A 26645-nucleotide genomic window follows, 5' to 3' on the forward strand; every position below is an offset into this window, starting at 1 on the left:
GAAGGAGATCTCGATGGCGATTCTGGTGAAGAGCGAGCTGCCGGGCGTGACGACCGACCAGTACGACGCCCTGAACGGCAAGCTGCAGGCGCTGCCCGGCAACACCTTCCAGGGCTGTCTGTCCCACGCCTGTGTGTCGACCGGCTCGGGCCTGGTGATCCACGACCTGTGGGAGTCGGAGCAGGACATGCAGAAGTTCATGGGCCTCGTGATGCCGCTGGCCGAGGAGATGGGCCTCCCCCAGGGCCCCCAGCCCGAGATCCACCAGGTCCACAACTACTGGACGCCGTGACCGGAGCCGCCGGGGGGCCGTCCGGCGAGGCGTAGGGTCGTGTCATGTCCAAGACCGAAATTGACCGGGTGACCGCCGAGTTCTACGGCGCCTTCGACAACCGGGATGGCAAGGCCGCCGACGTGGACCGGATCCGGCGGCTCGTGCTGCCCCAGGGGGTCATCGTCTGCACCGCCCCCACGTTCACCGCGTACTCCGTGGAGGAGTTCATCGCACCGCGCGAGCGGCTGCTCTCCGACGGACGGCTCGTCGGGTTCTCCGAGTGGGAGACCTCCGAGGAGACGCGGATCGAGGGCGACATCGCCTCCCGGTTCGGCACCTACCGCAAGTCCGGGGTCTTCGACGGGAAGCCCTACGAGGGCGAGGGCACCAAGACGCTCCAGTTCGTCCGGACGCCGGACGGCTGGCGGATCGCGGCCCTCTCCTGGTTCGACCACTCCTGACGACCGGTCGGCGCGGCCCGTCGCCCCCTCGTACGGATCGTACGGAGAGGGGCGACGGGCCGTCTCCGTCAGACCACCGCCCCCGCGCCGCTCCGGCGCGGCGCGGGGGCGGCCGGCGCCGGGTGGCGGGTCTCCAGGGCGACGGCCAGCGGCATCGCCGTGAACACCGTGGACGCCATGCCGAGGACGACGCCCGCGAGCAGCGCGACGGAGAAGTCGGTGAGCGAGTCCCCGCCCAGCACCGCGAGCGCCACCAGGACGAAGAGCGCCCCCATTCCCGTGTTGACCGTACGGGGCAGGGTCTGGGCCACCGCACGGTCGGCGAGGTCCGCGAGCCCCACTCCCCCGCCCCGGCGGCGCAGCTCCCGCAGCCGGTCGAGGACGACGACGGAGTCGTTGACCGAGTAGCCGACGACGGTGAGCAGCGCGGCCAGGAAGACGCTGTCCACCGGCTTGCCCAGCCACGCGAACAGGCCGACCACGAGCACCACGTCCTGGGTCATCGCCGCCACGGCCGCCGTCGCGTACGTCCAGCGGAACCGCAGGCTCAGATAGGCCAGTTGCGCCGCCACGGCGAGGCCGAGCGCGAGGAGGGCGTGGGTGCGCAGCTCTCCGCCCAGGCTCGGGCCGATCAGGTCGTCCCGCTCCACCTCCACCGGGCCCGCGACCCGGGTGAGCGCCTCCCGGATCTCCCGCTGTTCGCCGTCCCCGGTCTCCCGGACGCGCACCGAGACGTCGCCGTCGCCGGTGGTCTGCACGGCGGCGTCGGGGAAACCGGTGCCCACGACGGCCGTACGGGCCGCGTCCGCGTCCACCGGCCGCTCGGCGGTGTACCGGACGACCCGGCCGCCGGTGAACTCGACGCCGAACTCCACGCCCCGCACGCCGATTCCGGCGAGGGCCACGAGCAGCAGTCCGGCGCATCCGGTCAGCCAGCGGCGCCGGTTCGCCATCAGACGGGGCACCCGGCGGGTCAGCCGGGTCCGCAGCCTGCCGAGCGCGGCCATCCCGGTCACCGCCGGCCGCCTGCGGACGGCGGGCAGGCCCAGCGTCAGGTCGGCGAGGAGCCGGGTGATCACCATGGCGGTGACCAGGGAGGCGAGGACGCCGATCGCGAGCGTCACGCCGAAGCCCTTGACGGGTCCCGTGGCGAGGGCGAACAGCAGGCCGGCCGCGAGCAGGGTGGTGACGTGCGAGTCCGCGACCGCGCTCCACACCCGGTCGAACGCCGTCGCGACCGGCCGCCGCAGATCCCGCCCGGCGGCCCGGCCGAGCGACGCGTACTCCTCCCTGGCCCGTTCGAAGACCAGGACGTTCGCGTCGACGGCGATGCCGACGGCGAGGACGAAGCCGGCGAGGCCGGGCAGGGTGAGGGTGGCGCCCAGGGCGACGACGGCGGCGTACGAGACCAGCCCGTACAGCAGCAGGGCGATCGTGGCGAGGACTCCGAGGAGCCGGTAGACGACGATCACGAAGAGCCCCGTGCAGGCCAGGCCGATGGCGGCGGCCAGGGCACTGGCCCGGATCGCCTCGGCGCCGAGCGTCGGGCCCACGGTGCTCTGCTCGACCGTGGTCACCGGCACGGGCAGCGCGCCGCCCTGGACGAGCGCCGCGAGGTCGCGGGCCTCTCGCGCGGAGAAGCCGCCGGTGATCTGCGCGGAGCCGCCGCCGATGCCCGCCCCGCAGTCCACGCCGGCCTGCATGCCGGGCGCGGAGACGATCCGGTCGTCGAGGACGATCGCGACCCGGCGCGCCGGGTCCGCCGGGGCGGCGCAGGCGGCGGCGCCGGTCAGCCGTGCCCAGCCGTCGGCCGCGTGGTCACGGAAGGCGAGGTCGACGGTCCAGCCCCGGCCGGTCGCGGTGTCGAGGACGGCCTCGGCGCTCTTGACGCCGTCGCCGGTGAGGGCGGGCGCGGCGAGGGCGAGGAAGCCGCCGGGGGTGTCGGGGTCGGCCAGGACGCGCGTCCCGTCGGCGGCGGCCGGTCCGGCCGGCCCCCGGGCCGCTCCGGTGACGGCGTGGAAGGTGAGCTGCGCGGTACGGCCGATGGTCTCGGCCGCCCGGCGCGGGTCGCGCAGGCCCGGCAGTTCGACGACGATGCGCCGTTCGCCGGAGCGGACGAGGGACGGCTCCGCGACGCCGAGGCCGTCCACGCGCTTGCGGAGCACCTCCAGGGCGCGGTCGGTGGCGGCGGCGTCGGCGCGGGTGGTGGGTCCGTCCTCGGTCTGCAGGACGATGCGGGTGCCGCCGCGCAGGTCGAGTCCGAGGCGGGGCGGGGTGGTGAGGGTGATCCAGAGGGAGAGCGCGACGACGGCGAGCGCGAGGAGCGCGCGCCGGAGCGAGGCACGAGAGGACATGGGGTCTCCACGGGCGGGCGCACGGCTCGGCGGGCGCCGCCTCGATGAAGGGCGCCCGTGGTCCGTGCGGGGACGTGCGGTCGGATGCGCGTCGAGGGCCGTCCGCGGGCACGTCGAGGGCCCGGACGGCGACGCGGGGTGACGTCAGCCGTGCCGGGTGGAGGGTGGACCGCGCGGCTCGCGCGGGCCGCGGGGACCGCCGGGCGGCGCCCGCTCGCGGCGCGGCTCGCCTTCGAGGAGACCGCGCGCGGGTACGGAGGGGTCGGCCGACGCGACGGCCGGGGCGACGGGCGGTACGGGGATCCGTACGGGGTTCTCGACGGCGGCCGGTCGCCCCACGACGGCGGCGGGCGCGAAGCGCGGCTCCCCCGGGTCCGCTCGGTGAGCGGTGCTCGCCGGGAGGTCCCGCGCGGACGCGGCCGCCGCCCGGGCGTCACGCGCCGGCGCGCCGGGCGTCGGTGCGTCAGGCGCCGGGGTCAGCAGCAAGGACCAGAGCACGCAGAGCACCGCGGGCACGAGGGCCGCGAGTCGGCGTACGGGACCGCTCATCGTGCCGCCCCTCCCCGTCGCCCGTGATCCCCTGTCAGGCCTCAGCCTAGACGGAGTGCGGAGTGCGGTTGAGTACGGGGGCGCGCCCGGTGGTTGAGTACGAGCGCTCATGTCCGGGCCGCGGCGCCCCCGGACGATGGTTCCGTCACCGTTCCGCCTCGGAGCCAGGGGGCTTCCCGTGCTCAGTCGTCTCGCCGCCCGCGTCGTCCCGTTCTTCGGGCGACTGACCGTCACCTCGGACCCCGGGGCCCGTGTCGAGCCGGGCAGCATCCTCGTCGTGAACCACACGTCGCTCGCCGACCCGGCGCTCGTGCTCGCAGCGCTCCGCGGACGGCTGGCCGTCGAGCCCGTCCTGCTCGCCACCTCGGGGCTCTGGCGGATCCCGGTCCTCGGCCGGGCACTGACCCGCGAGGGGCACGTCCCCGTGCACCGCGGCTCGGCGCACGCCGCGGCGGCCCTGGACCACGCGGCGGTCGCGCTCGCCTCTGGGCGGCACGTGATGCTGTACGCGGAGGGGCGCATCCCGCCGCGCCGGGACGCCGCCGAGAACCCGCCGGAGGCGTTCCGCACCGGTCTCGCGCGGCTCGCGCGGGCGACGGGGGCGCCGGTCGTGCCGATCGGTCAGGCCGGGGCCCGGCGGATCACCTCCGGCGGGCGGGCGAAGCAGCTCGCCGGGGTGCTGACCGCGCCGGTCCGCAGGCCGTGTCTGCACGTCCACATCGGCGCGCCGCTGCGGCTGCCCGACGACGTGGCCGCCGCGACGGAGCTCGCGCACGGGGCCGTGACCGAGGCCTGGCGGACGGCGGCCGGGGCCCTGGGCGAGCCCGCGGCGCTCGGCGGCGGGCCCCGGCGCCGGGACTGAGCCTCCGCCTCCCCGTCAGACGGCGGCCTCGCCCGCGGCCCGTTCGTCCGCGGCCCGTTCGTCCGCGTCCGCCAGCCGGAACAGCAGCGGGGAGAGGGCGAGTTCGAGGGCGGCGAGCGCCAGCTGGAACCAGTGCGGCCGCCCTTCGACGGCGAGGGAGAGCAGCCGTCCGAGGGCTCCCAGCAGGAAGACGGCGGTGAGGCCCCGCACGGCCGCGGCGGGGACGGGCGACCGTCGTGCCGCCCAGAGCCAGGCGAGGCCGTATCCGGCGAAGATCGCTCCGAGGAACCGGCCGAGGCTGTCGACCGTGGGCCCCGCGGACGTGGCGCCCGGAATCGCGGCGTTGCCGAGCAGGACGTGGAAGAGGCCGATCGCCACGCAGGCGTACCCCATGGTCCGGGCGAGTCCCCGAAGCGCCTTGGCTCTGGTCATGTGCAGGGCCCCCATCCAGTAGACACACATCTAGTAGCGGTGCCCGTCAGCGTACGGCCGCTTACTGGACACATGTCAAGTACCATGGCGGGGTGCCGCCCCGCAGACGCCTCAGCCCCGCCGAACGCCGCGCCCAGCTCCTGGACGTCGCCGCACGCCTCTTCGCCGCGCTGCCGTACGACGAGGTGCGAATGGAGGAGGTCGCCGAGCGGGCCGGGGTCTCCCGGGCGCTGCTCTACCAGCACTTCCCCAACAAGCGGGACCTCTTCGCCGCGCTCTACCGGGAGGTCTCCGCGCAGCTGCTCGCGAAGACGCGGCTCGACCCCGCCGACACCCTGGTCGAACAGCTGACGCAGGGCCTGGACGCGCACATCGAGTACTTCGCGGCGAACCGCAACACGGTCCTCGCGGCGAACCGCGTCCTCGCCGGCGACCTCCTCGTCCAGACGATCATCACCGACGAACTGGACGCCCTGCGCGAGCGCCTGCTCGGTGTGCTGCCGCTCGCCGACGACCGGACGCGGGCGGCCGTGTCGGGCGTCCTGAAGAGCTGGCTGGTCTTCGTGCAGGTGCTGTGCGTGGACTGGCTGACCCACGAGACCTGTACGCGCGTCGAGCTGCGCGACGTGTGCGTCGGCGCGGTCGTGGGCGCCCTCCGGCCCCTCCTCGACGAGGACCCGGCCCCCGACTGGCCCCGCTGACCGTCGAGGAACCGGCCGCGCCGACCGCCGGGGAGGCGGGCTCCCGTCAGAAGACCGACAGGCCCGTGATGGTCGTGAAGCGGTCGAGCGCGGCCACTCCCGCCACCGAGTTGCCCCGGCTGTCCAGACCCGGGCTCCAGACGCACAGGGTGCAGCGGCCCGGGACGACGGCGACGACGGCTCCGCCGACGCCGCTCTTGCCGGGGAGTCCCACGCGGTAGGCGAAGTCGCCGGCCGCGTCGTAGGTGCCGCAGGTGAGCATGACGGCGTTGACCTGCTTGGCCTGGCTGCGGGTCAGCAGACGGCTGCCGTCCGCGCGGAGTCCGTGCCGGGCCAGGAAGCCGGTGGCGAGGGCCAGGTCGGCGCAGGAGGCCTCCAGGGAGCACTGGCGGAAGTACTCGCGCAGCAGCTCGGGGACGGGGCCCGTGATGTTGCCGTAGGAGGCCATGAAGTGGGCGAGGGCCGCGTTCCGGTCGCCGTGGGCGGCCTCGGAGGCGGCGACGCCGGCGTCGAAGGCGAGGTCGGGGTTGCCGCTCTCGGCGCGCAGGAAGGCGAGCAGGTTCCCGGAGGCGTCGCCGGTCAGGCGGTGCAGCCGGTCGGTGACGACGAGGGCGCCGGCGTTGATGAACGGGTTGCGCGGGATGCCGTGTTCGTACTCCAGCTGGACGAGGGAGTTGAACGGGTCGCCGGAGGGTTCCCGGCCGACGTGGGTCCAGAGCGCCTCGCCCTCCCCGGCGAGGGCGAGCGCGAGGGTGAAGACCTTGGTGACGGACTGCGTGGAGAAGGGGCGGCGCCAGTCCCCCACCCCGTAGACCGTGCCGTCGAGTTCCGCCACGGCCATGCCGAAGTCGCGCGGGTCGCCGGCCGCGAGGGCCGGGATGTAGTCGGCCGGGGCGCCCCGGTCGGCGAGCTCCGCGATCTCCTCGGCGATGCGGTCGAGGACGGGCTGGAAGGAGGTGTTCGTGGTCACGCGCCGCCTCGCGCCCCCTGGCCGGCGGACGCGGCGGCCAGGCCGAGGTCGCCGTCGTCCGGCGCGGCGAAGTAGCGGGCGACGTCGGCCTCCGTGACCTCGGCGAGGGTGGCCGGGGTCCAGCGGGGGTCGCGGTCCTTGTCGACGACCTGGGCACGGATGCCCTCGACGAGGTCGGGGGTGGTGAGGGCCGCGCGGGAGACGCGGTACTCCAGGTCGAGGACCTCTTCGAGGGTGGCGAGGGCGCGGGAGCGGCGGAGGGTGGCCAGGGTCGCCTTGAGGGCGGCCGGGGAGCGCCCGAGGAGGGTCTCGGCCGTCTCCTTGGCGGCGGGCACGCCGGTGTCGAAGAGGCGCTCGACGATCTCCTCGACGGTCGGGGCGGTGTAGCAGGCGTCGATCCACTCCCGCTGTCCGTCGAGGACGCCGGCGGGCGGCGCGACGGCGTGGCGGGCGAGTGCCTCCCCGGCCGGCAGCTCCGTCAGGTCGCGGGCCAGGGCGGGGAGTTCGGAGGAGGGCACGCAGGCGTCGGCGAGGCCCGTGAGGATCGTGTCGGCGGCGCCGACGTGGCTGCCGGTGAGGGCGAGATGGGTGCCGAGTTCGCCGGGGGCGCGGCCGAGCAGGTAGGTGCCGCCGACGTCGGGGACGAAGCCGATGCCGGTCTCGGGCATGGCGACCCGGGAGCGTTCGGTGACGACGCGGACGGAGCCGTGCGCGGAGATCCCCACGCCGCCGCCCATCACGATGCCGTCCATGAGGGCGACGTAGGGCTTCGGGTAGCGGGCGACGCGGGCGTTGAGCCGGTACTCGTCGCGCCAGAAGGCCGCGGAGGTGGAGCCGCCGGCGCGGGCGTCGTCGTGGATGGCGCGGATGTCGCCGCCGGCGCAGAGGCCCCGCTCCCCGGCGCCCTCGACGACGACGGTGGTGACGGCCGGGTCGTGCTCCCAGTCGGTGAGCGCGCCGTCGACGGCGAGGACCATGGCGTGGGTGAGCGCGTTGATGGCGCGGGGCCGGTTCAGGGTGATGAATCCGGCCCGGCCCTCCGTCCGGAGGAGCACGTCGGGGGTTCCGGTCGGCACGGTCACTCGGTCCCTTCGGGTGGCACGACTTCGTTGTCCCGGCCACCGTACCGGGGCGTGCCGCACCCCCTGGGACGGGGTGGAGCGAAGGGGCGGGAAGGACTCATCCGCTTCTCGCGGATCCTGATTGCACGGTGCGCGGTCCGGTGAGGGCCGCTACCCCGCGTCCTCACGCCGAGTCCTTCCCGTCACCTCCATGGAACCACCGGCGGGCCGCGGACGCGAGTGCCGGATCAGGGGCGGGGGGACCGGGCCGGGGAGCCCGATCGCGCGCCGCCCCGGCCCCGCCCGGCGGGGGTCCGTCGGGAGGGGCCGGGGCGGCGGGGGCCCGCGGGCCTCAGGCGGGCAGCAGGTCCTGGGGGACGCGCACCTGCCGGGGGGTGGAGAGGCGCAGTTCGATGATGTCCCGGACGGTGGGCCACTCCTCGTCGAGGATCGAGTAGAAGGCCGTGTCGCGGACGGCGCCGTCGAGCCCGCGGGAGTGGGCGCGGCGGATGCCCTCGCAGGTCGCCCCGAGCCGTTCGATGGCGATCCTGGAGCGGGTGTTGCGGGCGTCGGCGCGCATGGTGATGCGGCGCACGCCCCAGGCCTCGAAGGCGTGCCGGAGCATGAGGTACTTGGCCTCGGTGTTGATCCCGGTGCCCCGGGCGTCGCCGGCGATCCAGGTGTTGCCGATCTCGGCGGCGTCCGGGACGGCGGTCAGCGGATCGCCGTGGGGCATGCCGGGCACGGGCGGCCACACCAGCGGGCCCCGCCAGTAGTCGAGTTCGAGGAAGCGGGTCGAGCCGATGACTCTCTCGTCGGCCGTACTGACCAGGGCGAAGGGCAGGCAACGGCCTGCCGCCTGATCGGCGAGGGCGCGGGCGATGTAGTCGAGGGCCGATTCGAGGCCATCGGGTACGGGGGTGAAGGCGTAGGCCGATCGGTCCGCCCCGCCGGCCCGGGCGAGGGCTTCGGCGTGCCGCATCGCCAGCGGCTCCAGGCGCACGGAGCGCCCGGTCAGGAGAACAGGTACTGGCACGGAACCTCGGGTCTTTCACGGGCAGGGACGACTCCCGCCGCGGGGAGTCCGCGGCGGCAGCAGGAGGGGGTTCTCGTCCGGTGCCGAAGGTGTCGTGAGAACGACAAATGAGCAGGTAAAACGGTTCGCCACCGGATGCGAGGAGGATCAGTATGCAGCCACAACCGCTCCGAGAACAGAACCCAGGGAGAACCGGCGTCCACGCGAGGGTGAAGGCTGTCGCGCGGGCGGCCCGAGCGGTCTCACGGGCCGGACGGGGCCGCCCGCCAGTCGGACGGCCCGTCGGTTCAGACGCAGGTGGGATGGCCCCAGCCGTCGGAGTTCTTGGCGATGCTCTCGCCCTTGTCGTAGGCACGACCACAGCGGCAGCGGCCCGGGAATTTCGCGTTGAGGGTGCGCCCGGACGGGCGAGTCCCACGGGCGGAACCCCCGCCGGAGCCCGCGGAGCCCTTACGGGGCGCAGAGGAGCGCGCCCGGGGCGTGGAGGTGCGCGCGGCAGGGTCGGCCGCGGGCAGTTCGGCTCCGTCGGCGGAGGCGAGGGGCTCCTGGGTGCGGGCGGAGTGGCTGGCCGCGCGGTCGGCGGCGTCGTTGAGGGGGTCGCCGTCGACCTGGTGGGCGGGGACGTACACGAAGTCGACGTCCCGGCCCGTGAGCAGCTCGTCGATCCGTACGACCAGGTCCTTGTTGGCGACCGGGGTGCCGGCGGCGGTCTTCCAGCCCTTGCGGCGCCAGCCGGGGAGCCAGGTCGTGACGGCCTTCATGGCGTACTGCGAGTCCATGCGGACCTCGGCGGGCAGCGCGGGGTCCAGGGCCTCCAGGAGGCGCTCCAGGGCCGTGAGTTCGGCCACGTTGTTGGTCGCCCGGCCGAGGGGGCCCGCCTCCCAGCGGTCGATCGCCCCGTCGGCGCGTCCGATGACCCATGCCCAGGCCGCGGGGCCGGGATTTCCCTTCGACGCGCCGTCGCACGCCGCGATGATCTTCTCCACCATCCCACGATCCTGACACGCCGACGGGGGTGGGCGGTCCCACCCCCGTCGGCGTCCGGTCGGACCGGTCAGAAGGCGCCGTAGTTGACCTGCCAGGTGGGGAGGCCCATCCGGCGCCAGAGGGCGACGACGCGGTCGCGGTCGTCCAGGGAGACCCGGACCGCGTACCGGTGGCGCACGTGGGCGTCGAAGAGCTCCGCCTTCACGAGGTCGTCGCCGCGGCCGTCGCCGGAGGCGCGCATCCACAGCTCGTCGTACGGCACCTCGTGCCGGGCGAGCCAGCTCTCGGTGAGGGCGCGGTGGTCCTCGCTGCGCCCGGAGAGGAGGACGATCCGGTCCCGCTCGGAGTGCCGGAAGGCACGCAGGGCGTCGCGGACCGAGGGGTTGATCAGGTCGCGGTCGCAGCGGCTGAAGTCGTACGGGCCGCGGTCGACGCGCAGCGCGAGGGTGCCGTCGATGTCGCACATGACGGCGGTGGGGAGCGCCGGGTCGGGGACGTACGGCTCTCCGACGGTGGGGCGGTCGTTGAGCCAGTTCGCGGTGAGGCGCCAGCCGCCCCGGGTGGCCTTGGCGTGCTTGTCGGCGAGGATGCGGATGATCTCCTCGCCGACGGGCCGCTCGCGGGCGGCGTCGCGGCGGACGCACTCGTCGACGGGCACGCCGGTGAAGTCGTGGACGGCGAAGGTGGCCAGGCCGCCGACGGCAGCCTTGAGCCGCTTGGGGACGTGCGGGGTCAGGTGCGTGTTGTCGACGACGACGTCGAAGCCGTCGTCGACGGCGGCGCGGACCGCCGCGTCCTGGATGCCGAGCACGGTCTGCTCGTGCTTGTGGGACCGGCCGCGCTCCGGCGAGGGGACGTCGAGCATGGCGCGGAGGTCGTCGAGGTTGACGCGGCGCATCCGCCCCTCGGCCTCGGCCTGGAGGGCGCGGGCGGCCGTCGTCTTCCCGGAGGCCGGGAGGCCGGTCATGAGATGGACGACAGGCACGGTCAGTTCTCCTCGTCGTGGGCGAAGGGGTCGGTGGCCTCGGGGCGCAGCCCGCGCCAGACGAGGAGGTCGGTGGGGCGCCCGTCGAGGCGAAGGAAGAGGAGGGCGCGCAGGGCCCGGTCGCCGAGGTCCCCGGCCGCGCGGGCGAAGGCGGCCCGGTCGTCGGCGAGGTGGGCGAGGCGGGCGTACGCCTCGTCGACGGCCCGCTCGCGGTCCGCCGCGGCCGTCTCCAGCTTCACGATCACCTCGCGCACCCAGGCGTCGAACTCGTCCGGGACCTGTTCGAGGAGGGCGTCGAGGGGCTTGCCCCCGGAGGCCTCGACGTCGGTGACGGCGCAGCCGAGGCCCTTGGCGACCTCGCCGGCGGGGAGGCCGGAGAAGCGCTGGATGCCGTGGCCGCGCCAGATGTCCCGCTCGGTGACGCCGGTGAGCACCTTGTGCAGGCGCACGTACTCGCTGAGCTTGGCCTTGGCGCGCAGGCCCGAGGCGAAGCGCAGGACGAAGCCCTCGGCGTCGGTGCCGGTGGCCGGGGTGCCGCCGGGGAGGGTGTTGGACTCGGTCAGGGCGACGAGCTCGTCGACGCCCATGGCGGGCCAGGTGCGGACGACGGAGCCGAGGGGGCGCCAGCCCTCGGCGGCCTCGGCGAGGGGCAGTTCGGTGCCGTCCGTGCGGAAGGCGGCGAGCAGCACGAGGTCGCGGCGCTCGCCGTAGTTCACGACGATGCGGTTGCCCGGGTAGAGCATCTCGGCGAGGTAGGTGACGCCGGGGGTCAGGCCCGTGGTGTCGGCGGCGTCGAGGCGGCGCTGGGCCCAGGTGGCCTGGCCGCTGGTGAAGGAGCCCTTGGAGGCGACGTGCCAGCGGTCGGCGTAGTGGAAGACGACGGCGAGGCTGCCGTCGACCTTGTCGTACACCTCGAAGGGTTCGTCGGGCAGCGGGGGCGCGTAGGGGCGGTCGCCGGTGTGCTCGGAGAGGTTGAAGAACTTGGGGAGGGGCAGCGCGACGATCCGCCCGGTGACGTCGTCGGCGACGAGTCCGCGGCAGCGTGTGGTGGCCCGGTTCCAGTGCTGGGCGTACTGGCACGCGCGCGTGTACGTGTAGATCGACAGCGGCAGCTCGGGGTGGTGCTTGCGCGTGACGTGCCCGCTCGCGAGGGCGTCGGCGAGTTCGTCGGACGGCATCAGGTCGTGCAGAGTCAGGGTCGCCTGGCTCATGGGGTCCCTCCCGTGTGTTCGGTGATCCATTCTGAGGGCGGGACGGTCGGACACGACATCGAATTTCGCGGTGGGACGAGCGCGCGGGGGTGCCGAGCGGGCTCCCGATCCCGGGCGTGTCGGTGGTGCCCCGTAGACTCGCCGTCTGCCCGTCGGTGACGGAACCGGCCCAGACGAAGGAAGCGAGCCCCATGAACCACGCGGACGGCACGGCACCGATCTACGCCGAGCTCATACGGGAGCGGGGGGACGTTCCCGGTGACGTCCGTCAGGTCGCCGAGGAGGTTCTGCGGGATCTGAGCCGGGTGATCCAGATGCCTCCGCAGGGGATCCCGCAGCAGGGCGCCGTCGTGCACGCCGGTGCGCCGCACCCCGGTGTCGGCGGCCCCATGGGCGTCGGCGGTCCCGGGGGCATGGTCGGGCAGGCGGGCGCCGTCGTCCCGCACCGGCCGATGCTCTGATCCCACGGACCCCTGCCCCCGGGACGCCGTCGGGGCGTACGCCCCCCCGCGCCGGAGGCGGCCGTGCCGTGCGCCGAGCGGGCGCCGCGCTTCTTGGACGCCTTCGAGGCCCGAGGCCCCGGACGGCGGGTCGACCGATCGGTGGACCCCTGGGTCGGCCGTCCCGCCGCCCGGGAGGGGACGGGCGGCGGACCCGGCGGGCGCGGGCGCGGGCGGAGGATCGGGACAGGGCGCGGACACCCCGGCGGGGCCGTCCGCGCGGCCGCCGCACCGAGGAGTCCGTCATGCCGAAGTTCCGCCGTCCGTCCCGCGCCGCCCGGGTGCTCGTGCCCGGCGCGGTGGCCGCGGTCCTGCTCACGGGCTGTGCCCAGGGCTCCGGAGGAGCGGCTTCCGCCGCCGGTACGACGCCCGCCGGGGCCGGTACCACCCCCGCCGGGGCCTCCCCCACGGCCGGACCGTCCACCACCGGCTCCCCCGTCACCGTGACGCCGGGTCCGGCCGGCACGGTCGCCCCGGGCACCCTGCTCGTCACCGACTTCGGCTCCGACACGGTCACCTTCGTCGACCCCGCGCGAGGCGCCACCGGCTCCGTGAAGGTCGGCACCGCGCCGTACGGTCTGGCCGTCGGCGAGGACGGGCGCGCCTGGGTGGCGACCGCCGAGGGAGTGGCGGTCGTGGACACGGCGAGCCGCGAACGCCTCGCGCTGATCCCGTACCGCACGGACACCGGGCCGGTGACCACGGGCGAGTACCGGGGCGGCGGCATGGGCATCGCGCTCTCCCCGGACGGGCGGCGGGCGTACGTGGGGGTCAACGTGCCCGGCGGGAACGGCGCCCTGGAGGTCGTCGACACGGCGGCGCTGAAGGTCACGGACACCGTCCCGGTCGGCCGGCGCCCCTTCGACGTGGACGTGTCGCGGGACGGCACCGAGGTGTACGCGACGGACCACGACTCCTTCGACGTCACGGTCGTCACTGCGGGGACGCTGGAACCGCGCCGGATCGAGGTCGCCCCGTACGGCACGGAGGGCGGGCTCGGCTCCTGGCTGAAGCCGCACTACACGGCCGTGCGGCCCTCGGACGGGAAGCTCCTGCTGCCCTTCGAGGGCGAGCGGCTCGCGGTGGTCGACCCCGAAACCGGCCGGACCACGATCGAGCCGATGACCGCGAACACCCATCAGCACGGCGCGACCGTGACCGCCGACGGAACGCTGCTGACCGTCGGCACCGGGCCGATCGACCCGGACGCGGACCGCGGCCCCTCCCTGACGGTGCGCACGCCCGACGGGGCCGAGCGGGTCCACCCCCTGGAGGGTCCGCACGAGAACGTGGCCGTGTCGCGCGACGGCCGCACCGCCTACGTGACGGGCGGCTTCACCCGGGACGGGTACTGGGACGGCCTGACCGTCGTCGACCTCGACACGGGCGACACCCGCCGTCTTCCGGCGGGTTCTAGGCCGCTCGGGATCGCCGTCCTCTGAGGCGGTTCAGCGCCGGGGCGGCAGGACGGTGAGGACGCGCTCCACGAAGGCCTTGAAATCGGCCATGAAGTCGGTCAGGAACTGCTGGGTCGTCGGGTCGGTGACCTCGCCGTCCTCGCCGAACAGCCCCGGGGTGAACTGGATGTACGCCTCGGGGGCGTTCATCTGCGGGGAGTTGCAGAAGCTGAGCACGGACCGGAGGCTCTGCTGGGCGACGGCCGTGCCGATCTTGCCGGGCGAGGCGCCGATGACGGCGGACGGCTTGTGGGTGAAGGAGTTCGTGCCCCAGGGGCGGCTGGCCCAGTCGATGGCGTTCTTGAGGGCGCCGGGGATGGACCGGTTGTACTCCGGCGTCACGAAGAGGACCGCGTCGACGGCCGCGATGGCCTCCTTGAGCGCCGTGCCCTCGGGCGGGTAGTCGGCGTCGAAGTCGTGGTTGTAGAGCGGGAGGTCCTTGATGGGGATCTCCCGGAACTCCAGGCCGGGGGGCGCGACGCGGATCAGGGCCCGGGACAGGACCCGGTTGATGGACTTCGTCGAGAGGCTGCCGACGAAGTAGCCGACCTGGTAGGTGCTCATGCGCGCTGTCCTGCCTTCCGCTGGGCGATGACCTTCCGGAGGCCTTCCGTGGGGGCGTCCGCGGGACCTTCACGGGGCCTTCCCCTGGGCCTTCCGCAACGTAACCCGATGAGCAATATGTCACCAATCACGATAGAAAGGGTGGACCACGACTCATACGGAAAGGCGGACAGCGTGACGCGACCGAGGATCCTCGTGGTGGGTGCCGGTTTCGCCGGGGTGGGCTGCGTGCGGCGGCTCGAACGGCGCCTGGCCGAACGGGAGGCGGTGATCACGCTCCTCTCGCCGTTCTCGTACCAGCTGTACCTGCCGCTGCTTCCCCAGGTGGCCGCCGGCGTGCTGACCCCGCAGTCGGTCGCGCTGTCCCTGCGGCGCAGCCGGCGGCACCGCACCCGGATCGTCCCGGGCGGTGTGGTCGGCGTCGACACGGCGGCGAAGGTCTGCGTGGTGCGGACGATCTCCGGCGAGTTCGTGACGGAGGAGTACGACCACCTCGTCCTCGCGCCCGGCAGCGTGACCCGCACCTTCGACATCCCGGGGCTCGCCGAGCACGCGCGCGGCATGAAGACCCTTGCGGAGGCCGTCTACATCCGCGACCACGTCATCGCCCAGCTGGACCTGGCGGACGCGAGCGACGACGAGCGGGAGCGGGCCGCGCGGCTGCAGTTCGTCGTGGTCGGCGGCGGGTACGCGGGGACGGAGACGGCGGCCTGTCTCCAACTGCTCACGCACAACGCGGTCAAGCGGTATCCCCGGCTCGACCCCGCCCTCATCAAGTGGCATCTGGTGGACATCGCACCGAAGCTGATGCCCGAGCTGGGCGACAAGCTGGGCGCCGCCGCCCTGGACATCCTGACGAAGCGCGGCATCGAGGTGTCGCTCGGCGTGTCGGTGGCCTCGGTGGACGAGGAGGCGGTGACGCTCACCGACGGGCGGGTGCTGCCGAGCCGGACGCTGATCTGGACGGCCGGCGTGGCCGCGAGTCCGCTGATCGGCACGCTCGGCGCGGAGACCCTCCGCGGCCGGCTCGTCGTCTCGTCCGAGATGGACGTGCCGGGCCTCGACGGGGTGTGGGCGCTGGGCGACGCCGCGGCCGTCCCCGATCTCGCCAAGGGCGAGGCCGGCGCGATCTGCCCGCCGACCGCGCAGCACGCGATGCGGCAGGGCAAGGCCGTCGCCGACAACCTGGTCGCGACGCTCCGGGGCGAGCGGACCCACCCGTACACCCACAAGGACCTGGGGCTCGTGGTGGACCTGGGCGGCATGGACGGGGTGTCGAAGCCGCTCGGCGTGGAGCTGCACGGGGCGCCCGCCCAGGCCGTGGCCCGCGGCTACCACTGGGCGGCGCTGCGGACCAATGTGGCCAAGACCCGGGTGATGACGAACTGGCTGCTCAACGCCGTCGCGGGCGACGACTACGTACGGACCGGGTTCCTGGCCTCGAAGGCGGGGACGCTGCGGGACTTCGAGTACACCGACGCGTACCTGACGCCGGAGCAGGTCCGCAAGCACACCGGCTCGTTCCGCGGGGCGGTGGGCTCGGGCGGCGGGCACTGACACCGCGCGGCGCCGGGTGGTCCGTTCCCGGCGCCGCGCGGAGCGTCACCGTGCGAGTTCGGACGCCGGACCCATGACGACGACGGGTTCCGCGGCCGGATCGAGGGCGCGCAGGAGTTCGCGCAGCGCCTCCCGCTCCAGGGCGACGCAGGCCTGGGTGGGGCCGCCGTGGTCGACGTGGATCCAGACGCCTCCGCCCTTCTCGTCGCCGAGGGGGCGCTCCTTGTCGAGCGGGGTGCGGCCGGGCACCCGGTTGTAGTCGATGGCGATCACGTGGTCGAAGGACCCTTCCAGCGGTTCGCCCATGAAGCCGGTGCCGCTGATGTCGAACTGCTCGTCCTCGTCGTACGGGAGCCGGGCGCCGGGGTCGGGCAGCCGCCCGCCCGCGTCGCCGATCCGGAAGACCCCGATGGGAGAGCGCAGGTCGCCGGCCGTGTGGTCGGCGGTCCAGCCCTGGAGGGCGTTGCGGGCGGGCCACGGCCCGGCGGCCGCGATCCAGCCACGGGCCGGGTCGCGCCGGTAGAGGGTGGCGGTGGCCTTGTTGGAGTCGGCGGTGGCGCCGGTGACGAGGAAGGCCTGGGTGGTGCCGTCGGGCACATGGGCCTGGGTGGCGGGGCCGACGCCGGGGATCCGGGGGACGGGGACCGGGGCGGAGGCGAGCTCGTTGGCGGCCCTGGCCGGCGGACCCGGGGCGGGACGGCTGTCGCCCGAGGTGGACGCGGACGTCGGGGCGGAAGGGTTGGGCGCGGACGGGGCGGGGCTCGCGCAGGCGGTGAGCAACAGGGCCGCGCACAGCGTGCCGGCGCTCAGCAGCGCGGGGGCGCCCTTGCGGACGGGCATGGGACGGCATCCTCCTGACCGGGGGGCAATGCAGCGATCCGTACCCGTTCGACGGGCGGCGCTGCCACCACGGCCGTGCCCTCACCCGTACGGCCGCTTCCGCGGCGGTCGCACCCCGTCGCGCCGGCGTCCGGAGGACCGTGTCGCCCGCAGGGTCATGGCGCCCGGAGAGCCGTGGCGCCTGCAGGGCCGTGGCGTCCGGGCGGGCGCCGACGGTCCGGCCGGGTGCGTGCCACGGAGGGCGATCGGCCTGCTGACGGGGCCTCGCACCAGGCCTCGCACCAGGCCATTCCCTTCGGATTGGCCCCTGCGGGCGCCCTGACGGCCCGCCTACCCTGAGGCCATGCATCCCACGCTCGCCGCGGACCTCGCCCGGCTGCCCGAACTCCTCCAGTCCGCCCGCGACTTCGCGGCCCATGAGCTTTCCGGGGTCGGGGAGCGGCCCGTCGCCTCCCCGGCGAAGGCTCCCGATCCCGAACCGCTGCCGACGGCGGGCGTCGGCGCGCAGGGGGCGCTGGACCGGTTCGCGCGGCGCTGGGAGCCCGGGTTCTCCGGCTCGGCGGGCCCGCGCTACCTCGGCTTCGTGACCGGCGGCGCCACCCCCGCGGCCCTGGCCGGCGACTGGCTCACCGGCGCCTACGACCAGAACGGCTCCAGTGGCGGCGGCTCGACCGTGGACGCCCTGGAGCGCGAGACGGTGGGCTGGCTGCGGGAGCTCTTCGGGCTGGGCGAGGCGCACGGGGGCGCGTTCGTCAGCGGGGCCACGATGTCCAACACCGTGGGGCTCGCCGTCGCCCGGGAGTGGCTGGGCGAGCGGCTGGGCGTGTCGGTGTCCCGCGCCGGGGCGGGCGCGCTCGGCCCGGTCCACGTGCTGTCCGGCAGCCCGCACTCCAGCGTCGCCAAGGCGCTGTCCGTCCTCGGCATCGGGCGGGACCGGCTGCGGCCGGTCCCGCTGCTCGGCGGGGAGCGCGAGGCCGTGGACGTGGCCGCGCTGGCCGAGGCCCTGGAGTCGCTGGGCGGGCGGCCCGCCGTCGTGGTCGCGAACGCCGGGACGGTGAACATGGTCGACTTCGACGACCTGCGGGCGATCGCCGCGCTCAAGGAGCGGTACGACTTCTGGTTGCACGTCGACGCCGCGTTCGGCGCGTTCGCCGCGCTCTCGCCCGCCCGTGCCGGGCTCGTCGACGGGCTCGACGCGGCCGACTCGATCTGCGTGGACCTGCACAAGTGGCTGAACGTGCCGTACGACGCCGCCGTCCAGTTCACCCGCCGTCAGGACCTCCAGGTGCGGGTCTTCCACAACGAGTCGCCGTATCTCGGCCTTCCCGCCGGGACGCCCGACTTCCTCCATCTGACGCCGGAGAACTCCCGACGGCTGCGCGCCCTGGCCACCTGGTTCTCGCTGACCGCGTACGGGCGCGAGGGGCACGCCGAGATCGTCGAGCGCTGTGTCGCGCTGGCCGGACGCCTCGGTGAGGGGATCGCGGCGGTGCCCGGGCTGCGGCTCCTCGCGCCGGTGCACCTGAACGTCGTCTGCTTCACCCTCGCCGACCGTCCGACGGCGGAGCGGCTCGCCGCCGTGGCGCGGGCGGTCGCCGACTCCGGCGAGGCGTTCCTGACCCCCACGGTCCTGCACGGCACGCCCGCGCTGCGCGCCGCGTTCAGCAACTGGCGTACGACGGAGGGGGACGTGGAACGGGTCCGGGACGCGCTGGCCCGGGCGGTCGAGGGGCTCTCGGCGGCGGGGGGCGTGTGAGCACGGATCGCCGCGACCCCGCGGGCCGGACCGGAGACGGCCGGACCGGAGGCGGTCGGGCCGCCCGGCGGGGCACTGTCTCCCGCGCGGGGGCTCGTCGGCCTGACGGACACCACTCCTGACGGCCCGTCAGAAGTTTGCGTCGCGGGTCTGGGAACCTCCGGGGCCCGGCGCTACCCTCCGCGCATGATTCGGACGGTGGTGTGGGGTACCGGGAACGTGGGGCGCGCGGCCGTTCGCGCCGTGGACGCCCATCCGGGCCTCGAGCTCGCGGCCGTGCTCGTGTCGGACCCGGCCAAAGTGGGCCGTGACGCGGGCCGGCTCGCGGGGCTCGGGCGCGATCTCGGGGTGGCGGCCGTCGACGACGTCGGCGCCGTACTGGACGGGCGGCCGGGGGCGGTGGTGTACGCGGCCTCCGGCGACACCCGGCCCGACGGGGCGCTCGCCGACGTGGCGCGGGCCGTGGCGGCGGGCGCGGTGGTGGTGACGCCCGCCCTGTATCCGTTGTACGACCAGCGCAACGCGCCGCCCGAGTTCCGGGACCCGGTGCTCGCGGCGGTGGCCGAGGGCGGCGGTTCGCTGTTCGTGTCGGGCGTCGACCCGGGCTGGGGCAACGACGTGCTGCCGCTCCTGGTGAGCGGGCTCGCCGCCACGGTGGACTCGATCCGCTGCCAGGAGATCTTCGACTACTCGACGTACGAGCAGGAGGAGTCGGTCCGGGAGCTGGTGGGCATGGGCCGGCCGATGGAGTACGAGCCGCCCATGCTGTGGCCCTCGGTGCCCACCATGATCTGGGGCGGGCAGATACGGCTGATGGCCCGCGCGCTCGGGGCCGAGCTCGACGAGATCCGCGAGACGCTGGAGCGGCGCCCGCTGGAGTCCACGGTGAAGACGCGGACGATGGGCGTCTTCGAGGCGGGGACGCAGGGCGCGGTCCGCTTCGAGGTGCAGGGGATCATCGGCGGGGAGCCCCGCATCGTGATCGAGCACGTCACCCGGATCCACCCCTCGTGCGCGCCGGACTGGCCGGTGCCGCCGGACGGGGCGGGCGCGCACCGGGTGATCGTCGAGGGGAGCCCCCGGATCGAGGTGACGGTGGCGGCGACCGACGAGGGCGAGAACCGTTCGGCGGGCGGGAACGCCACGGCGGTGGGGCGGCTCGTCGGGGCGATCGAGTGGCTGGTGGCGGCGGAGCCGGGACTGTACGACGCGCTGGACGTGCCGCTGCGGCCGGCGGTCGGCAAGCTGGGAAGGAGACCACGGTGATCATCGACATTCCCGAGGGCCAGGAGCCGATCGGGTACGTGTGGGGCGACATGGTCCCGGAGATCGGGACGGCGGCGGCGAACTTCTCGCTGTCCGTGTACGCCCATACGACCCTGGGGCTGCGCGAGTTCGAGGCGGCGCGGCTGAGGATCGCGCAGATCAACGGCTGCGGATTCTGCCTGGACTGGCGCACCGACCGGGACGGGGTGAAGGTCGAGGAGGGGTTCGACGAGCTCGTCGCGGCGTGGCGGGAGACGGAGGTCTCGGAGGCCTTCGACGAGCGGACGCGGCTCGCGGCCGAGTACGCGGAGCGGTACGCGCTCGACCACCACGGCCTCGACGAGGAGTTCTGGGCGCGGATGACGGCGCGGTACAGCCAGGCGGAGATCGTGGAGCTGACGATGAGCCTGGGATCGTGGCTGGCGTTCGGGCGGCTCAACCGGGTGCTCGGGCTCGACACGGTGTGCGTGCTGCCGACGCGCTGAGGGCCGTCGAGAGGGGCCGGCCGGGGTTCCGGCCGGCCCCTCTCCCCCGTACCGGCGGTCAGAAGTCCTCGGCGACGATCCGCTCGATGTTGCGTTCGGCGAGGGCCGTGATGGTGACGAACGGGTTGACGCTGGTGTTGCCGGGGATCAGGGACCCGTCGATGGCGTAGAGGCCGGAATAGCCGTGCAGCCGGCCGTAGTTGTCGGTCGCCCGGCCGAGGACCGCGCCGCCGAGCGGATGGTACGTGAGGTGGTCGCCCCAGATCTTGTACGCGCCGAAGAGGTCGGTGCGGTAGATCGTCCCCTCCTTGCTGTTGATCCTGTCGAAGATGGACCTGGCCATGTCGATGGACGTCTGCTTCCAGGACCGGTCCCAGCTCAGGTCGACCTTGCCGGTGGCCGGGTTCCAGCTGAACTCGGCGCGGCGCGGGGTGCGGGTGATGGAGAGGTAGAAGGAGGCGTAGGTCTCGATGCCGGTGGGCAGCGGGGCGACCTCGGCGAAGGCGCCGCCGGCGTCCCAGTTGTCGATGCCCGCGGTGGGCATGGAGGACTGGAGGCTGCCGGTGGGGTCCCACATGTGGTTGGCGCGCCCGCACATGACGTTGCCGTTGTCGCCCCAGCCCTTGCCGATCTGGTCGCTGAGGGCGGGCAGGGCGCCGGTGGCCCTGAGGCGGGTGAGGAGCTTGCTGGTGCCGACGCTGCCCGCGGCGAAGAAGACCCGGTCGGCGCGGACGGTCTTGGTGACGAGGGTGGCGCCGGTGGTGTCGATCTGGTCGATGACGACGGTGTAGCCGCCCGCGGCGGCCGGGCTGACGGAGGTCACCCGGTGGAGCGGGGAGACGCTCACGCGGCCGGTGGCGGCGGCCTGGGCGAGGTAGGTCTTCTGGAGGCTCTTCTTGCCGGCGTTGTTGCCGTAGATGACCTCGCCCTCCAGGGCGGACTTCTGGACGGCCCCGGCCGCCTCCTGCTTCATGTAGTCCCAGTCGTAGACGTTGGGCACGAAGACGAAGGGGAAGCCGGAGCGCTGGGCGTGCTTGCGGCCGACCCGGGCGTACTGGTAACAGTCCGCGTTCTCCCACCAGTTCACGTCCACGGACGTGACGCCCAGGCCCGCGTTGGCGCGCGGGTAGTAGGTGGAGTACATCTCGGCCGGGTCGACGGTCGGGAGGATCTCCGGGAAGCGCTCCCGGAGCGGGGTGACGGCCATGCCGCCGTTGACGAGGGAGCCGCCGCCGACGCCGCGCCCCTGGTAGACGGTGATGCCGGCGAAGTCCTCGGCGTCGAGGATGCCGGTGTGCACGGGCACGTCCTTGTCGAGGGGGAAGCCGAGGAACTGGCTCAGCGGCTGCTTGGTGCGGGTGCGCAGCCAGAAGGAGCGGTAGTCCGGCTTGGTGGTGTTGGCGAAGATCTTGCCGTCGGGTCCCGGCGTGTCCCAGGCCGCGCCCATCTCGATCATGTGGACGTCGACACCGGCGCGGGCGAGCCGCAGGGCGGCGACGGAGCCGCCGTAGCCGGTGCCGATGACCAGGGCGCGCACCTGGGAGCCGTCGGGGATGGGGGTGCAGTTCAGGCCGGGGACTTCGGCGCGTGCGGGGGCCGTGATCGTGCCGGCGAGGGCGGCGGCACCGAGAACGGAACCTGTTCCCGCGAGAAAGCGGCGTCGGCTGACTCTGTGATTTCCCTGGGCGGACAGGGGATGTTCACTCATGTGATCTTCCTCACTCGCGAGTGAATGGGAACACGTTCTACGACTGCCCGCCGAGGAAGTCACGAGAAACTGCCGGGTAACTTCAGGCCGGAGAGGCCCTCTTGCGCATCAGAGGACGGCGGGGCCCGGGGCGCCCGTGAGGCGTTCGGGGGTGAGGAGTTCGGCGAGGCGGTGCGCGGGCAGCAGGCCCTTCTCCACGGTGAGTTCGACGACGCCCCGGCCGGTGGCGAGCGCCTCCTGGGCGATGGCCGTGGCGGCGGTGTAGCCGAGGTGCGGGTTGAGCGCCGTGGCGAGGCCGATGGAGTTCTCCACCGCCGCCCGCAGCGCCTCGGTGTTGGCGGTGATGCCGGTGACGCAGCGGTCGGCGAGGGTGAGGCAGGCGGCGCGCAGCGAGAGCAGGCTCTTCGAGAGGGCGTGGAAGATCACCGGCTCGAAGGCGTTGAGCTGGAGCTGTCCCGCCTCGGCCGCCATGGTGATGGTGATGTCGTTGCCGATCACCTCGAAGGCCACCTGGTTGACGACCTCGGGGATCACCGGGTTGACCTTGCCGGGCATGATGCTCGAACCGGCCTGCACCGGCGGCAGGTTGATCTCGCCGAGGCCCGCGCGCGGCCCCGAGGAGAGCAGCCGCAGGTCGTTGCAGGTCTTGGAGAGCTTGACCGCGATCCGCTTGAGGACCCCGGAGAGCTGGACGAAGGCGCCGCAGTCCTGGGTGGCCTCGATGAGGTTGGCGGAGGTCACGAGCGGCAGGCCGGTCAGCTCGGCGAGGTTGCGCCGGGCGGTCTCGGCGTAGCCGGGGGCGGCGTTGAGGCCGGTGCCGATGGCGGTGGCGCCGAGGTTGATCTCGTGGATGAGCTCGATCGCCTCGGCGAGCCGGCCGCGGTCCTCCTCCAGCATCACGGCGTACGTGGAGAACTCCTGCCCCAGCGTCATGGGCACCGCGTCCTGGAGCTGGGTGCGGCCCATCTTCACGACCTCGCGGAACTCCACGGCCTTGGCGGCGAAGGCGTCCTGGAGGACCGCCATGGCCTTCAGGAGCTCGCGGGCGGCGCCGATCGCCGCGATGCGGATCGCGGTGGGGTAGACGTCGTTGGTGGACTGGCCGAGGTTGACGTCCTCGTTGGGGTGGAGCCGGCCGTAGTCGCCCTTGGCGTGGCCGAGGAGTTCCAGGGCCCGGTTGGCGACGACCTCGTTGGCGTTCATGTTGGTGGAGGTGCCCGCGCCGCCCTGGACGACGTCCACGACGAACTGGTCGTGCAGGTGTCCCGTACGGATCTCCCGGCAGGCCCCGGCGATGGCGTCGGCCTTGTCGGAGGGCAGCAGACCGAGCTCCTCGTTGGCGCGGGCGGCGGCCTCCTTGACGGCGGCGAGCGCGTCGATCAGCAGCGGGTAGACCGAGATGGGCGTGCCGGTGATGGCGAAGTTCTCGGTGGCGCGCAGCGTGTGGACGCCCCAGTAGGCGTCGGCGGGGACGTCCCGGTCGCCGAGCAGGTCGTGCTCGCGGCGGACGGGGGCGTCGTGCGGGGCCGGTGCGGGAACCATGAGGGGCCGTCCTTGGGGAGGGGAGGAGGGTGGGTGCAGTGGTGCGGTGGTGCGCGGCGCCGGAGGGGCGCGCCGGGTGTGCACGCGTGCGCGTACGGCCCCGGTGGCCGTTTCCGGGCACGGCGGAGCCGCCGGACGGGCCCGGCGGGCGCGGTGCGCCGGTGGGGGGAGGTTGATTCCGGCTCGCGGGCGGCCGGGGGGATGCTCCGTCCGCGAGCCGGGGCTGTGGGGAGGGCGCCTGCCGGACTCCGGTCCGACAAGACACCCCCTAGGCGCGGGCGGCGACCGCCGAGGCGGAGCGGGAGTGGCCGGTGGCGAGGGCCGGCTCGGCGCGCACCGGTCCTTCGAGGAGCCGGCGCAGGAGGGCGGTGCCGCCCGCGCCGGTGGTGCCTTCGGCGAGGAGTGTGGAGAGGAGGGCGATCCGCGCCTGACCGGCCCGGAGGGTGCCGGTGAGGAGCGCGCCCGCGGCGACGAGGTCGACCGCGCCGCCGCCGGTGTATATCTCGGCCAGCGGTCCCGCGGGGACGCGGGTGGTCACGGCGACGAGGACGCCCCGGGCGACCGCCTCCGCGACGGCGGCGGCGATCTCGGGCGTGGCGTTGCCCGCGCCGGTGGCGACGAGGACGATGCCCCGGGCTCCGGCGGAGACGGCCGCGTTCAGGAGGAACGGGTCGCCGTCGGAGTGGTGCGTGATGATGTCGACGCGGGGCAGCGGGGCGGCGTCGGCGGCTCCGGGCGCCGCGGTCCGCGCGGCGGCCGGCAGGGGCAGCGGGGCGGGGCGCTCCGGCTGCCGCTCGATGTCGACGCGGGAGAACCCGACGCGGCCGAGGCGCTCGGCGGAGGGGTCGGAGAAGGCGTCGGCGGCGAGGGTCTGGGTCTTCACGGTGCCGCGCGCCGCGTGGACGCGCCCGTCGAAGACGACGAGGACGCCGAGGTCGCGGACGGAGGCGGCGACCTGGAGCGCGTCGTAGAGGTTGCCGGGGCCGTCGCCGTCACCGGTGCCGAAGGGGCGCTGGGCGCCGGTGAGGACGACCGGGCGGGGGTCGGCGTGGTGGAGGTCCAGGAGGAAGGCCGTCTCCTCCAGGGTGTCGGTGCCGTGGGTGACGACGATGCCGTCGACGCCGGGGTCGGCGAAGGTCTCGTGGACGGTGCGCAGGAGGGCGAGCTGGTGGGCCGAGGTCATGCGGGAGCTGTTCACGTTGAACAGGTCGACGACCTCGACGGCGACGCCCTCGGGCAGGGGGGCGGTGGCCAGGACGTCGTCGCCGGAGGCGTCGGCCGCGTACCCGGTGCCCTGCCAGCGGCTGGCGATCGTGCCGCCGGTGCTGATGACGACGATCCGGCGTGCTCCTCCGTCATTCGTCCGCTTCATGCCTGCCGTCCTCACTCCGTACCCAGATGTCTTGCGGCCGCAACGATAGGACAGGAGACGCGCAAGACGATTGCGAAATCAGCCCCCTGTTTGTTTCATCGTGGTGGATAATTGCGCCATGGACCGGATTGATCTCCACATCTTGCGCGAGCTCCAGAACGACGGCCGGCTGAGCAACCAGGAGCTGGCCCAGCGGGTCGGGCTCAGCCCCTCCCCCTGTCTGCGGCGGGTGCGCCAGCTGGAGCAGGACGGGGTGATCCAGGGCTATCGGGCGATCATCGACCCGGAGGCGGTGGGGCGCGGCTTCGAGGTCCTCGTCTCGGTGGAGGTGAAGCGGGACCGGAAGACGGTGGAGGCCTTCGAGGAGGCGCTCCAGGACGTGCCGGACGTGATCGAGGCGTACCGGCTGTTCGGGAGCCCCGGCTGTCTGCTGCGGATCGCGGTGGCGGACCTCGCGGCGTACGAGCGGCTGTGGATCGAGCGGCTGACGACGCTGGCCGGGGTCACCGAGGTCAACTCCCAGATCATCATGAAGCGGATCAAGGAGCCGAAGGGGATGCCGGTGGACGTGCGGGGCGCCTGAGGTTCCTGCGAACCCCCGGTGAACGGGCGGTTGTTCCCTGTGCGAGAACGTCATGGAACAGCCTCCTCCCCGTTACATGACAGGTACCTGACGTGTGCCACTCTCCCGATGACACGAAGTCAACACGCGTAGACAGCGGCGGAATCGAGCCTCCGCCCGCCGTCCCGCGCGTGCCGTCCCCGGGAAAGGGCCCCCCATGTCCGTTGTGCGGACCGGCAGCTGGAAGGTGTGGGCGACCGCCGTCGCCGCCACCCTCGTCGGCGTCACGCTCCCCACGGTCACCGCGACTCCCGCGAGCGCCACGACCACCGCGTACGACACCACGTACTACAAGAACGCGATCGGCAAGACCGGCACGAGCCTCAAGTCCTCGCTGCACACCATCATCAGCAGCCAGAGCAAGATCTCGTACGACGCCGTCTGGAACGCGCTGAAGGTCACCGACCAGGACCCGAACAACACCAACAACGTGATCCTGCTCTACAGCGGCGTCTCGCGCAGCAAGTCCCTCAACGGCGGCTCCGTGGGCGACTGGAACCGCGAGCACACCTGGGCCCAGTCCCACGGGAACTTCGGCACCTCGGCCGGCCCCGGCACCGACCTGCACCACCTGCGCGCCTGCGACGTGCAGGTCAACAGCACCCGCGGCAACAAGGACTGGGACAACGGCGGCAGCGCGGTCGGCGGCGCGCCCGGCAGCTACACGGACGCCGACTCCTTCGAGCCGCGCGACGCCGACAAGGGCGACGTGGCCCGCATGATCCTCTACATGGCCGTCCGCTACGAGGGCGGTGACGGCTTCCCCGACCTGGAGCCCAACGAGTCCTCCACGAACGGCAGCGTCCCCTTCCACGGCCGCCTCTCGGTCCTGAAGCAGTGGAACGAGCAGGATCCGCCGAGCGCCTTCGAGGAGCGCCGCAACGACGTCATCTACAACACCTACCAGCACAACCGGAATCCGTTCATCGACCACCCGGAGTGGGTCGAGGCGATCTGGTAGTCCGAGCGCCGCGGAGGTGACGGAGCCGGGGGGGGGGGGGGGGGGGGGGGGCCGCCCCCCCCCCCCCCCCCCCCCCCCCCGCGGTGGTGTCTTCGGTGGTGCGTGCGTCAGACAGCGAGCGCCTGGGCGCGG

General features: G+C 73.9%; 26 protein-coding genes. 12 read left to right on the plus strand and 14 right to left on the minus strand.

All coding sequences use genetic code 11. The features are described from left to right. The first annotated feature begins 13 nt into the window (after positions 1-13). Together ACIGW4_RS16645 and ACIGW4_RS16650 are read left to right on the plus strand one after the other, a co-directional pair. Positions 14-292, plus strand: coding sequence for a hypothetical protein (locus tag ACIGW4_RS16645; RefSeq protein ID WP_123458910.1), 279 nt, complete (start codon positions 14-16; stop codon positions 290-292). Positions 293-336: 44 nt separating this feature from the next. Beyond that, positions 337-735 (plus strand): nuclear transport factor 2 family protein, encoded by a 399-nt coding sequence (locus ACIGW4_RS16650; RefSeq protein ID WP_123458342.1) that lies wholly within the window; start codon positions 337-339, stop codon positions 733-735. 68 nt (positions 736-803) lie between these two features. Here the strand turns inward: ACIGW4_RS16650 and secD are convergent, their stop codons facing one another. Both secD and ACIGW4_RS16660 read right to left on the minus strand, forming a co-directional pair. After that, on the minus strand, positions 804-3089 hold the full coding sequence (gene secD, locus ACIGW4_RS16655) for a protein translocase subunit SecD (protein WP_399581142.1): 2286 nt from the start codon (positions 3087-3089) through the stop codon (positions 804-806). 144 nt (positions 3090-3233) lie between these two features. Next, a complete protein-coding gene (locus ACIGW4_RS16660; protein ID WP_399581144.1) occupies positions 3234-3638 on the minus strand; it encodes a hypothetical protein in 405 nt (134 codons plus the stop codon). Between the two features lie 178 nt (positions 3639-3816). Here ACIGW4_RS16660 and ACIGW4_RS16665 point away from each other — a divergent pair, with 178 nt between their 5' ends. Next, complete coding sequence (locus ACIGW4_RS16665) at positions 3817-4500, plus strand: lysophospholipid acyltransferase family protein (RefSeq protein ID WP_359587692.1); 684 nt, start codon at positions 3817-3819, stop codon at positions 4498-4500. Between the two features lie 15 nt (positions 4501-4515). Here the strand turns inward: ACIGW4_RS16665 and ACIGW4_RS16670 are convergent, their stop codons facing one another. After that, on the minus strand, positions 4516-4932 hold the full coding sequence (locus tag ACIGW4_RS16670; protein WP_399581148.1) for a DUF4345 domain-containing protein: 417 nt from the start codon (positions 4930-4932) through the stop codon (positions 4516-4518). 92 nt (positions 4933-5024) lie between these two features. Here ACIGW4_RS16670 and ACIGW4_RS16675 point away from each other — a divergent pair, with 92 nt between their 5' ends. Continuing rightward, complete coding sequence (locus ACIGW4_RS16675) at positions 5025-5633, plus strand: TetR/AcrR family transcriptional regulator (RefSeq protein ID WP_398709852.1); 609 nt, start codon at positions 5025-5027, stop codon at positions 5631-5633. Between the two features lie 46 nt (positions 5634-5679). Here the strand turns inward: ACIGW4_RS16675 and ACIGW4_RS16680 are convergent, their stop codons facing one another. The 6 genes from ACIGW4_RS16680 to ACIGW4_RS16705 form a co-directional block, all read right to left on the minus strand. Continuing rightward, the gene (locus ACIGW4_RS16680; RefSeq protein ID WP_399581151.1) at positions 5680-6603 is read right to left on the minus strand and encodes a glutaminase; all 924 of its coding nucleotides are present in this window, start codon (positions 6601-6603) and stop codon (positions 5680-5682) included. After that, positions 6600-7679 carry an enoyl-CoA hydratase/isomerase family protein gene (locus ACIGW4_RS16685; protein ID WP_399581153.1) on the minus strand — a complete coding sequence of 360 codons (1080 nt, stop codon included), beginning with the start codon at positions 7677-7679 and terminating at the stop codon, positions 6600-6602. Before ACIGW4_RS16685 ends, ACIGW4_RS16680 begins: the two co-directional genes overlap by 4 nt. A gap of 337 nt (positions 7680-8016) precedes the next feature. Further along, positions 8017-8700 carry a GNAT family N-acetyltransferase gene (locus ACIGW4_RS16690; RefSeq protein WP_093877685.1) on the minus strand — a complete coding sequence of 228 codons (684 nt, stop codon included), beginning with the start codon at positions 8698-8700 and terminating at the stop codon, positions 8017-8019. A 287-nt stretch (positions 8701-8987) separates the two neighbouring features. Next, positions 8988-9689: a ribonuclease H gene (locus ACIGW4_RS16695; RefSeq protein WP_123458349.1), complete on the minus strand. Its 702-nt coding sequence runs from the start codon at positions 9687-9689 to the stop codon at positions 8988-8990. 65 nt (positions 9690-9754) lie between these two features. Beyond that, positions 9755-10672, minus strand: coding sequence for an AAA family ATPase (locus ACIGW4_RS16700; RefSeq protein ID WP_399581156.1), 918 nt, complete (start codon positions 10670-10672; stop codon positions 9755-9757). Between the two features lie 2 nt (positions 10673-10674). Then, positions 10675-11883, minus strand: coding sequence for an RNA ligase (locus ACIGW4_RS16705; RefSeq protein WP_398709859.1), 1209 nt, complete (start codon positions 11881-11883; stop codon positions 10675-10677). 191 nt (positions 11884-12074) lie between these two features. Between ACIGW4_RS16705 and ACIGW4_RS16710 the strand changes: the two genes are divergently transcribed. Together ACIGW4_RS16710 and ACIGW4_RS16715 are read left to right on the plus strand one after the other, a co-directional pair. Beyond that, positions 12075-12344: a hypothetical protein gene (locus ACIGW4_RS16710; protein ID WP_123458352.1), complete on the plus strand. Its 270-nt coding sequence runs from the start codon at positions 12075-12077 to the stop codon at positions 12342-12344. Positions 12345-12628: 284 nt separating this feature from the next. After that, positions 12629-13825: a hypothetical protein gene (locus tag ACIGW4_RS16715; protein WP_399581160.1), complete on the plus strand. Its 1197-nt coding sequence runs from the start codon at positions 12629-12631 to the stop codon at positions 13823-13825. 6 nt (positions 13826-13831) lie between these two features. Here ACIGW4_RS16715 and ACIGW4_RS16720 read toward each other — a convergent pair whose 3' ends face one another. Continuing rightward, complete coding sequence (locus ACIGW4_RS16720; RefSeq protein WP_123458354.1) at positions 13832-14404, minus strand: NADPH-dependent FMN reductase; 573 nt, start codon at positions 14402-14404, stop codon at positions 13832-13834. Positions 14405-14578: 174 nt separating this feature from the next. Between ACIGW4_RS16720 and ACIGW4_RS16725 the strand changes: the two genes are divergently transcribed. Beyond that, positions 14579-15961 (plus strand): NAD(P)/FAD-dependent oxidoreductase, encoded by a 1383-nt coding sequence (locus ACIGW4_RS16725; protein ID WP_123458912.1) that lies wholly within the window; start codon positions 14579-14581, stop codon positions 15959-15961. Between the two features lie 45 nt (positions 15962-16006). On the opposite strand, the gene ACIGW4_RS16730 is transcribed toward ACIGW4_RS16725, so the two are convergent. Continuing rightward, positions 16007-16801, minus strand: coding sequence for a L,D-transpeptidase family protein (locus ACIGW4_RS16730; protein ID WP_359587700.1), 795 nt, complete (start codon positions 16799-16801; stop codon positions 16007-16009). Between the two features lie 343 nt (positions 16802-17144). Here ACIGW4_RS16730 and ACIGW4_RS16735 point away from each other — a divergent pair, with 343 nt between their 5' ends. From ACIGW4_RS16735 to ACIGW4_RS16745, 3 genes are all read left to right on the plus strand, one after another. Beyond that, positions 17145-18557 (plus strand): pyridoxal phosphate-dependent decarboxylase family protein, encoded by a 1413-nt coding sequence (locus tag ACIGW4_RS16735; protein ID WP_399581165.1) that lies wholly within the window; start codon positions 17145-17147, stop codon positions 18555-18557. A gap of 186 nt (positions 18558-18743) precedes the next feature. Further along, positions 18744-19823, plus strand: coding sequence for a dihydrodipicolinate reductase (locus ACIGW4_RS16740; protein ID WP_399581166.1), 1080 nt, complete (start codon positions 18744-18746; stop codon positions 19821-19823). After that, positions 19820-20308, plus strand: a complete 489-nt coding sequence (locus ACIGW4_RS16745; protein WP_391910773.1) for a carboxymuconolactone decarboxylase family protein — start codon at positions 19820-19822, stop codon at positions 20306-20308. The genes ACIGW4_RS16740 and ACIGW4_RS16745 overlap by 4 nt, the downstream gene beginning before the upstream one ends. Before the next feature lie 58 nt (positions 20309-20366). Here ACIGW4_RS16745 and ACIGW4_RS16750 read toward each other — a convergent pair whose 3' ends face one another. The 3 genes from ACIGW4_RS16750 to ACIGW4_RS16760 all read right to left on the minus strand — a co-directional run bounded on the left by ACIGW4_RS16750 (position 20367) and on the right by ACIGW4_RS16760 (position 24930). Next, a complete protein-coding gene (locus tag ACIGW4_RS16750; protein WP_359587704.1) occupies positions 20367-22016 on the minus strand; it encodes a GMC oxidoreductase in 1650 nt (549 codons plus the stop codon). 108 nt (positions 22017-22124) lie between these two features. Beyond that, positions 22125-23558 carry an aspartate ammonia-lyase gene (locus ACIGW4_RS16755; protein WP_123458360.1) on the minus strand — a complete coding sequence of 478 codons (1434 nt, stop codon included), beginning with the start codon at positions 23556-23558 and terminating at the stop codon, positions 22125-22127. 268 nt (positions 23559-23826) lie between these two features. Beyond that, entirely contained in the window at positions 23827-24930 is a 1104-nt protein-coding gene (locus ACIGW4_RS16760) for an asparaginase (RefSeq protein WP_399581170.1), read from the minus strand. 118 nt (positions 24931-25048) lie between these two features. On the opposite strand from ACIGW4_RS16760, the gene ACIGW4_RS16765 reads away from it, so the two are divergent. After that, positions 25049-25513, plus strand: a complete 465-nt coding sequence (locus ACIGW4_RS16765) for an Lrp/AsnC family transcriptional regulator (protein ID WP_123458362.1) — start codon at positions 25049-25051, stop codon at positions 25511-25513. A 196-nt stretch (positions 25514-25709) separates the two neighbouring features. Continuing rightward, complete coding sequence (locus ACIGW4_RS16770) at positions 25710-26513, plus strand: endonuclease I family protein (RefSeq protein WP_123458363.1); 804 nt, start codon at positions 25710-25712, stop codon at positions 26511-26513. The last annotated feature ends 132 nt before the right edge of the window (positions 26514-26645 follow it).

Origin of the sequence: Streptomyces sp. NPDC053513, from assembly GCF_044544765.1 — a bacterium.
GTDB classification, from domain to species: Bacteria; Actinomycetota; Actinomycetes; order Streptomycetales; family Streptomycetaceae; genus Streptomyces; species Streptomyces litmocidini.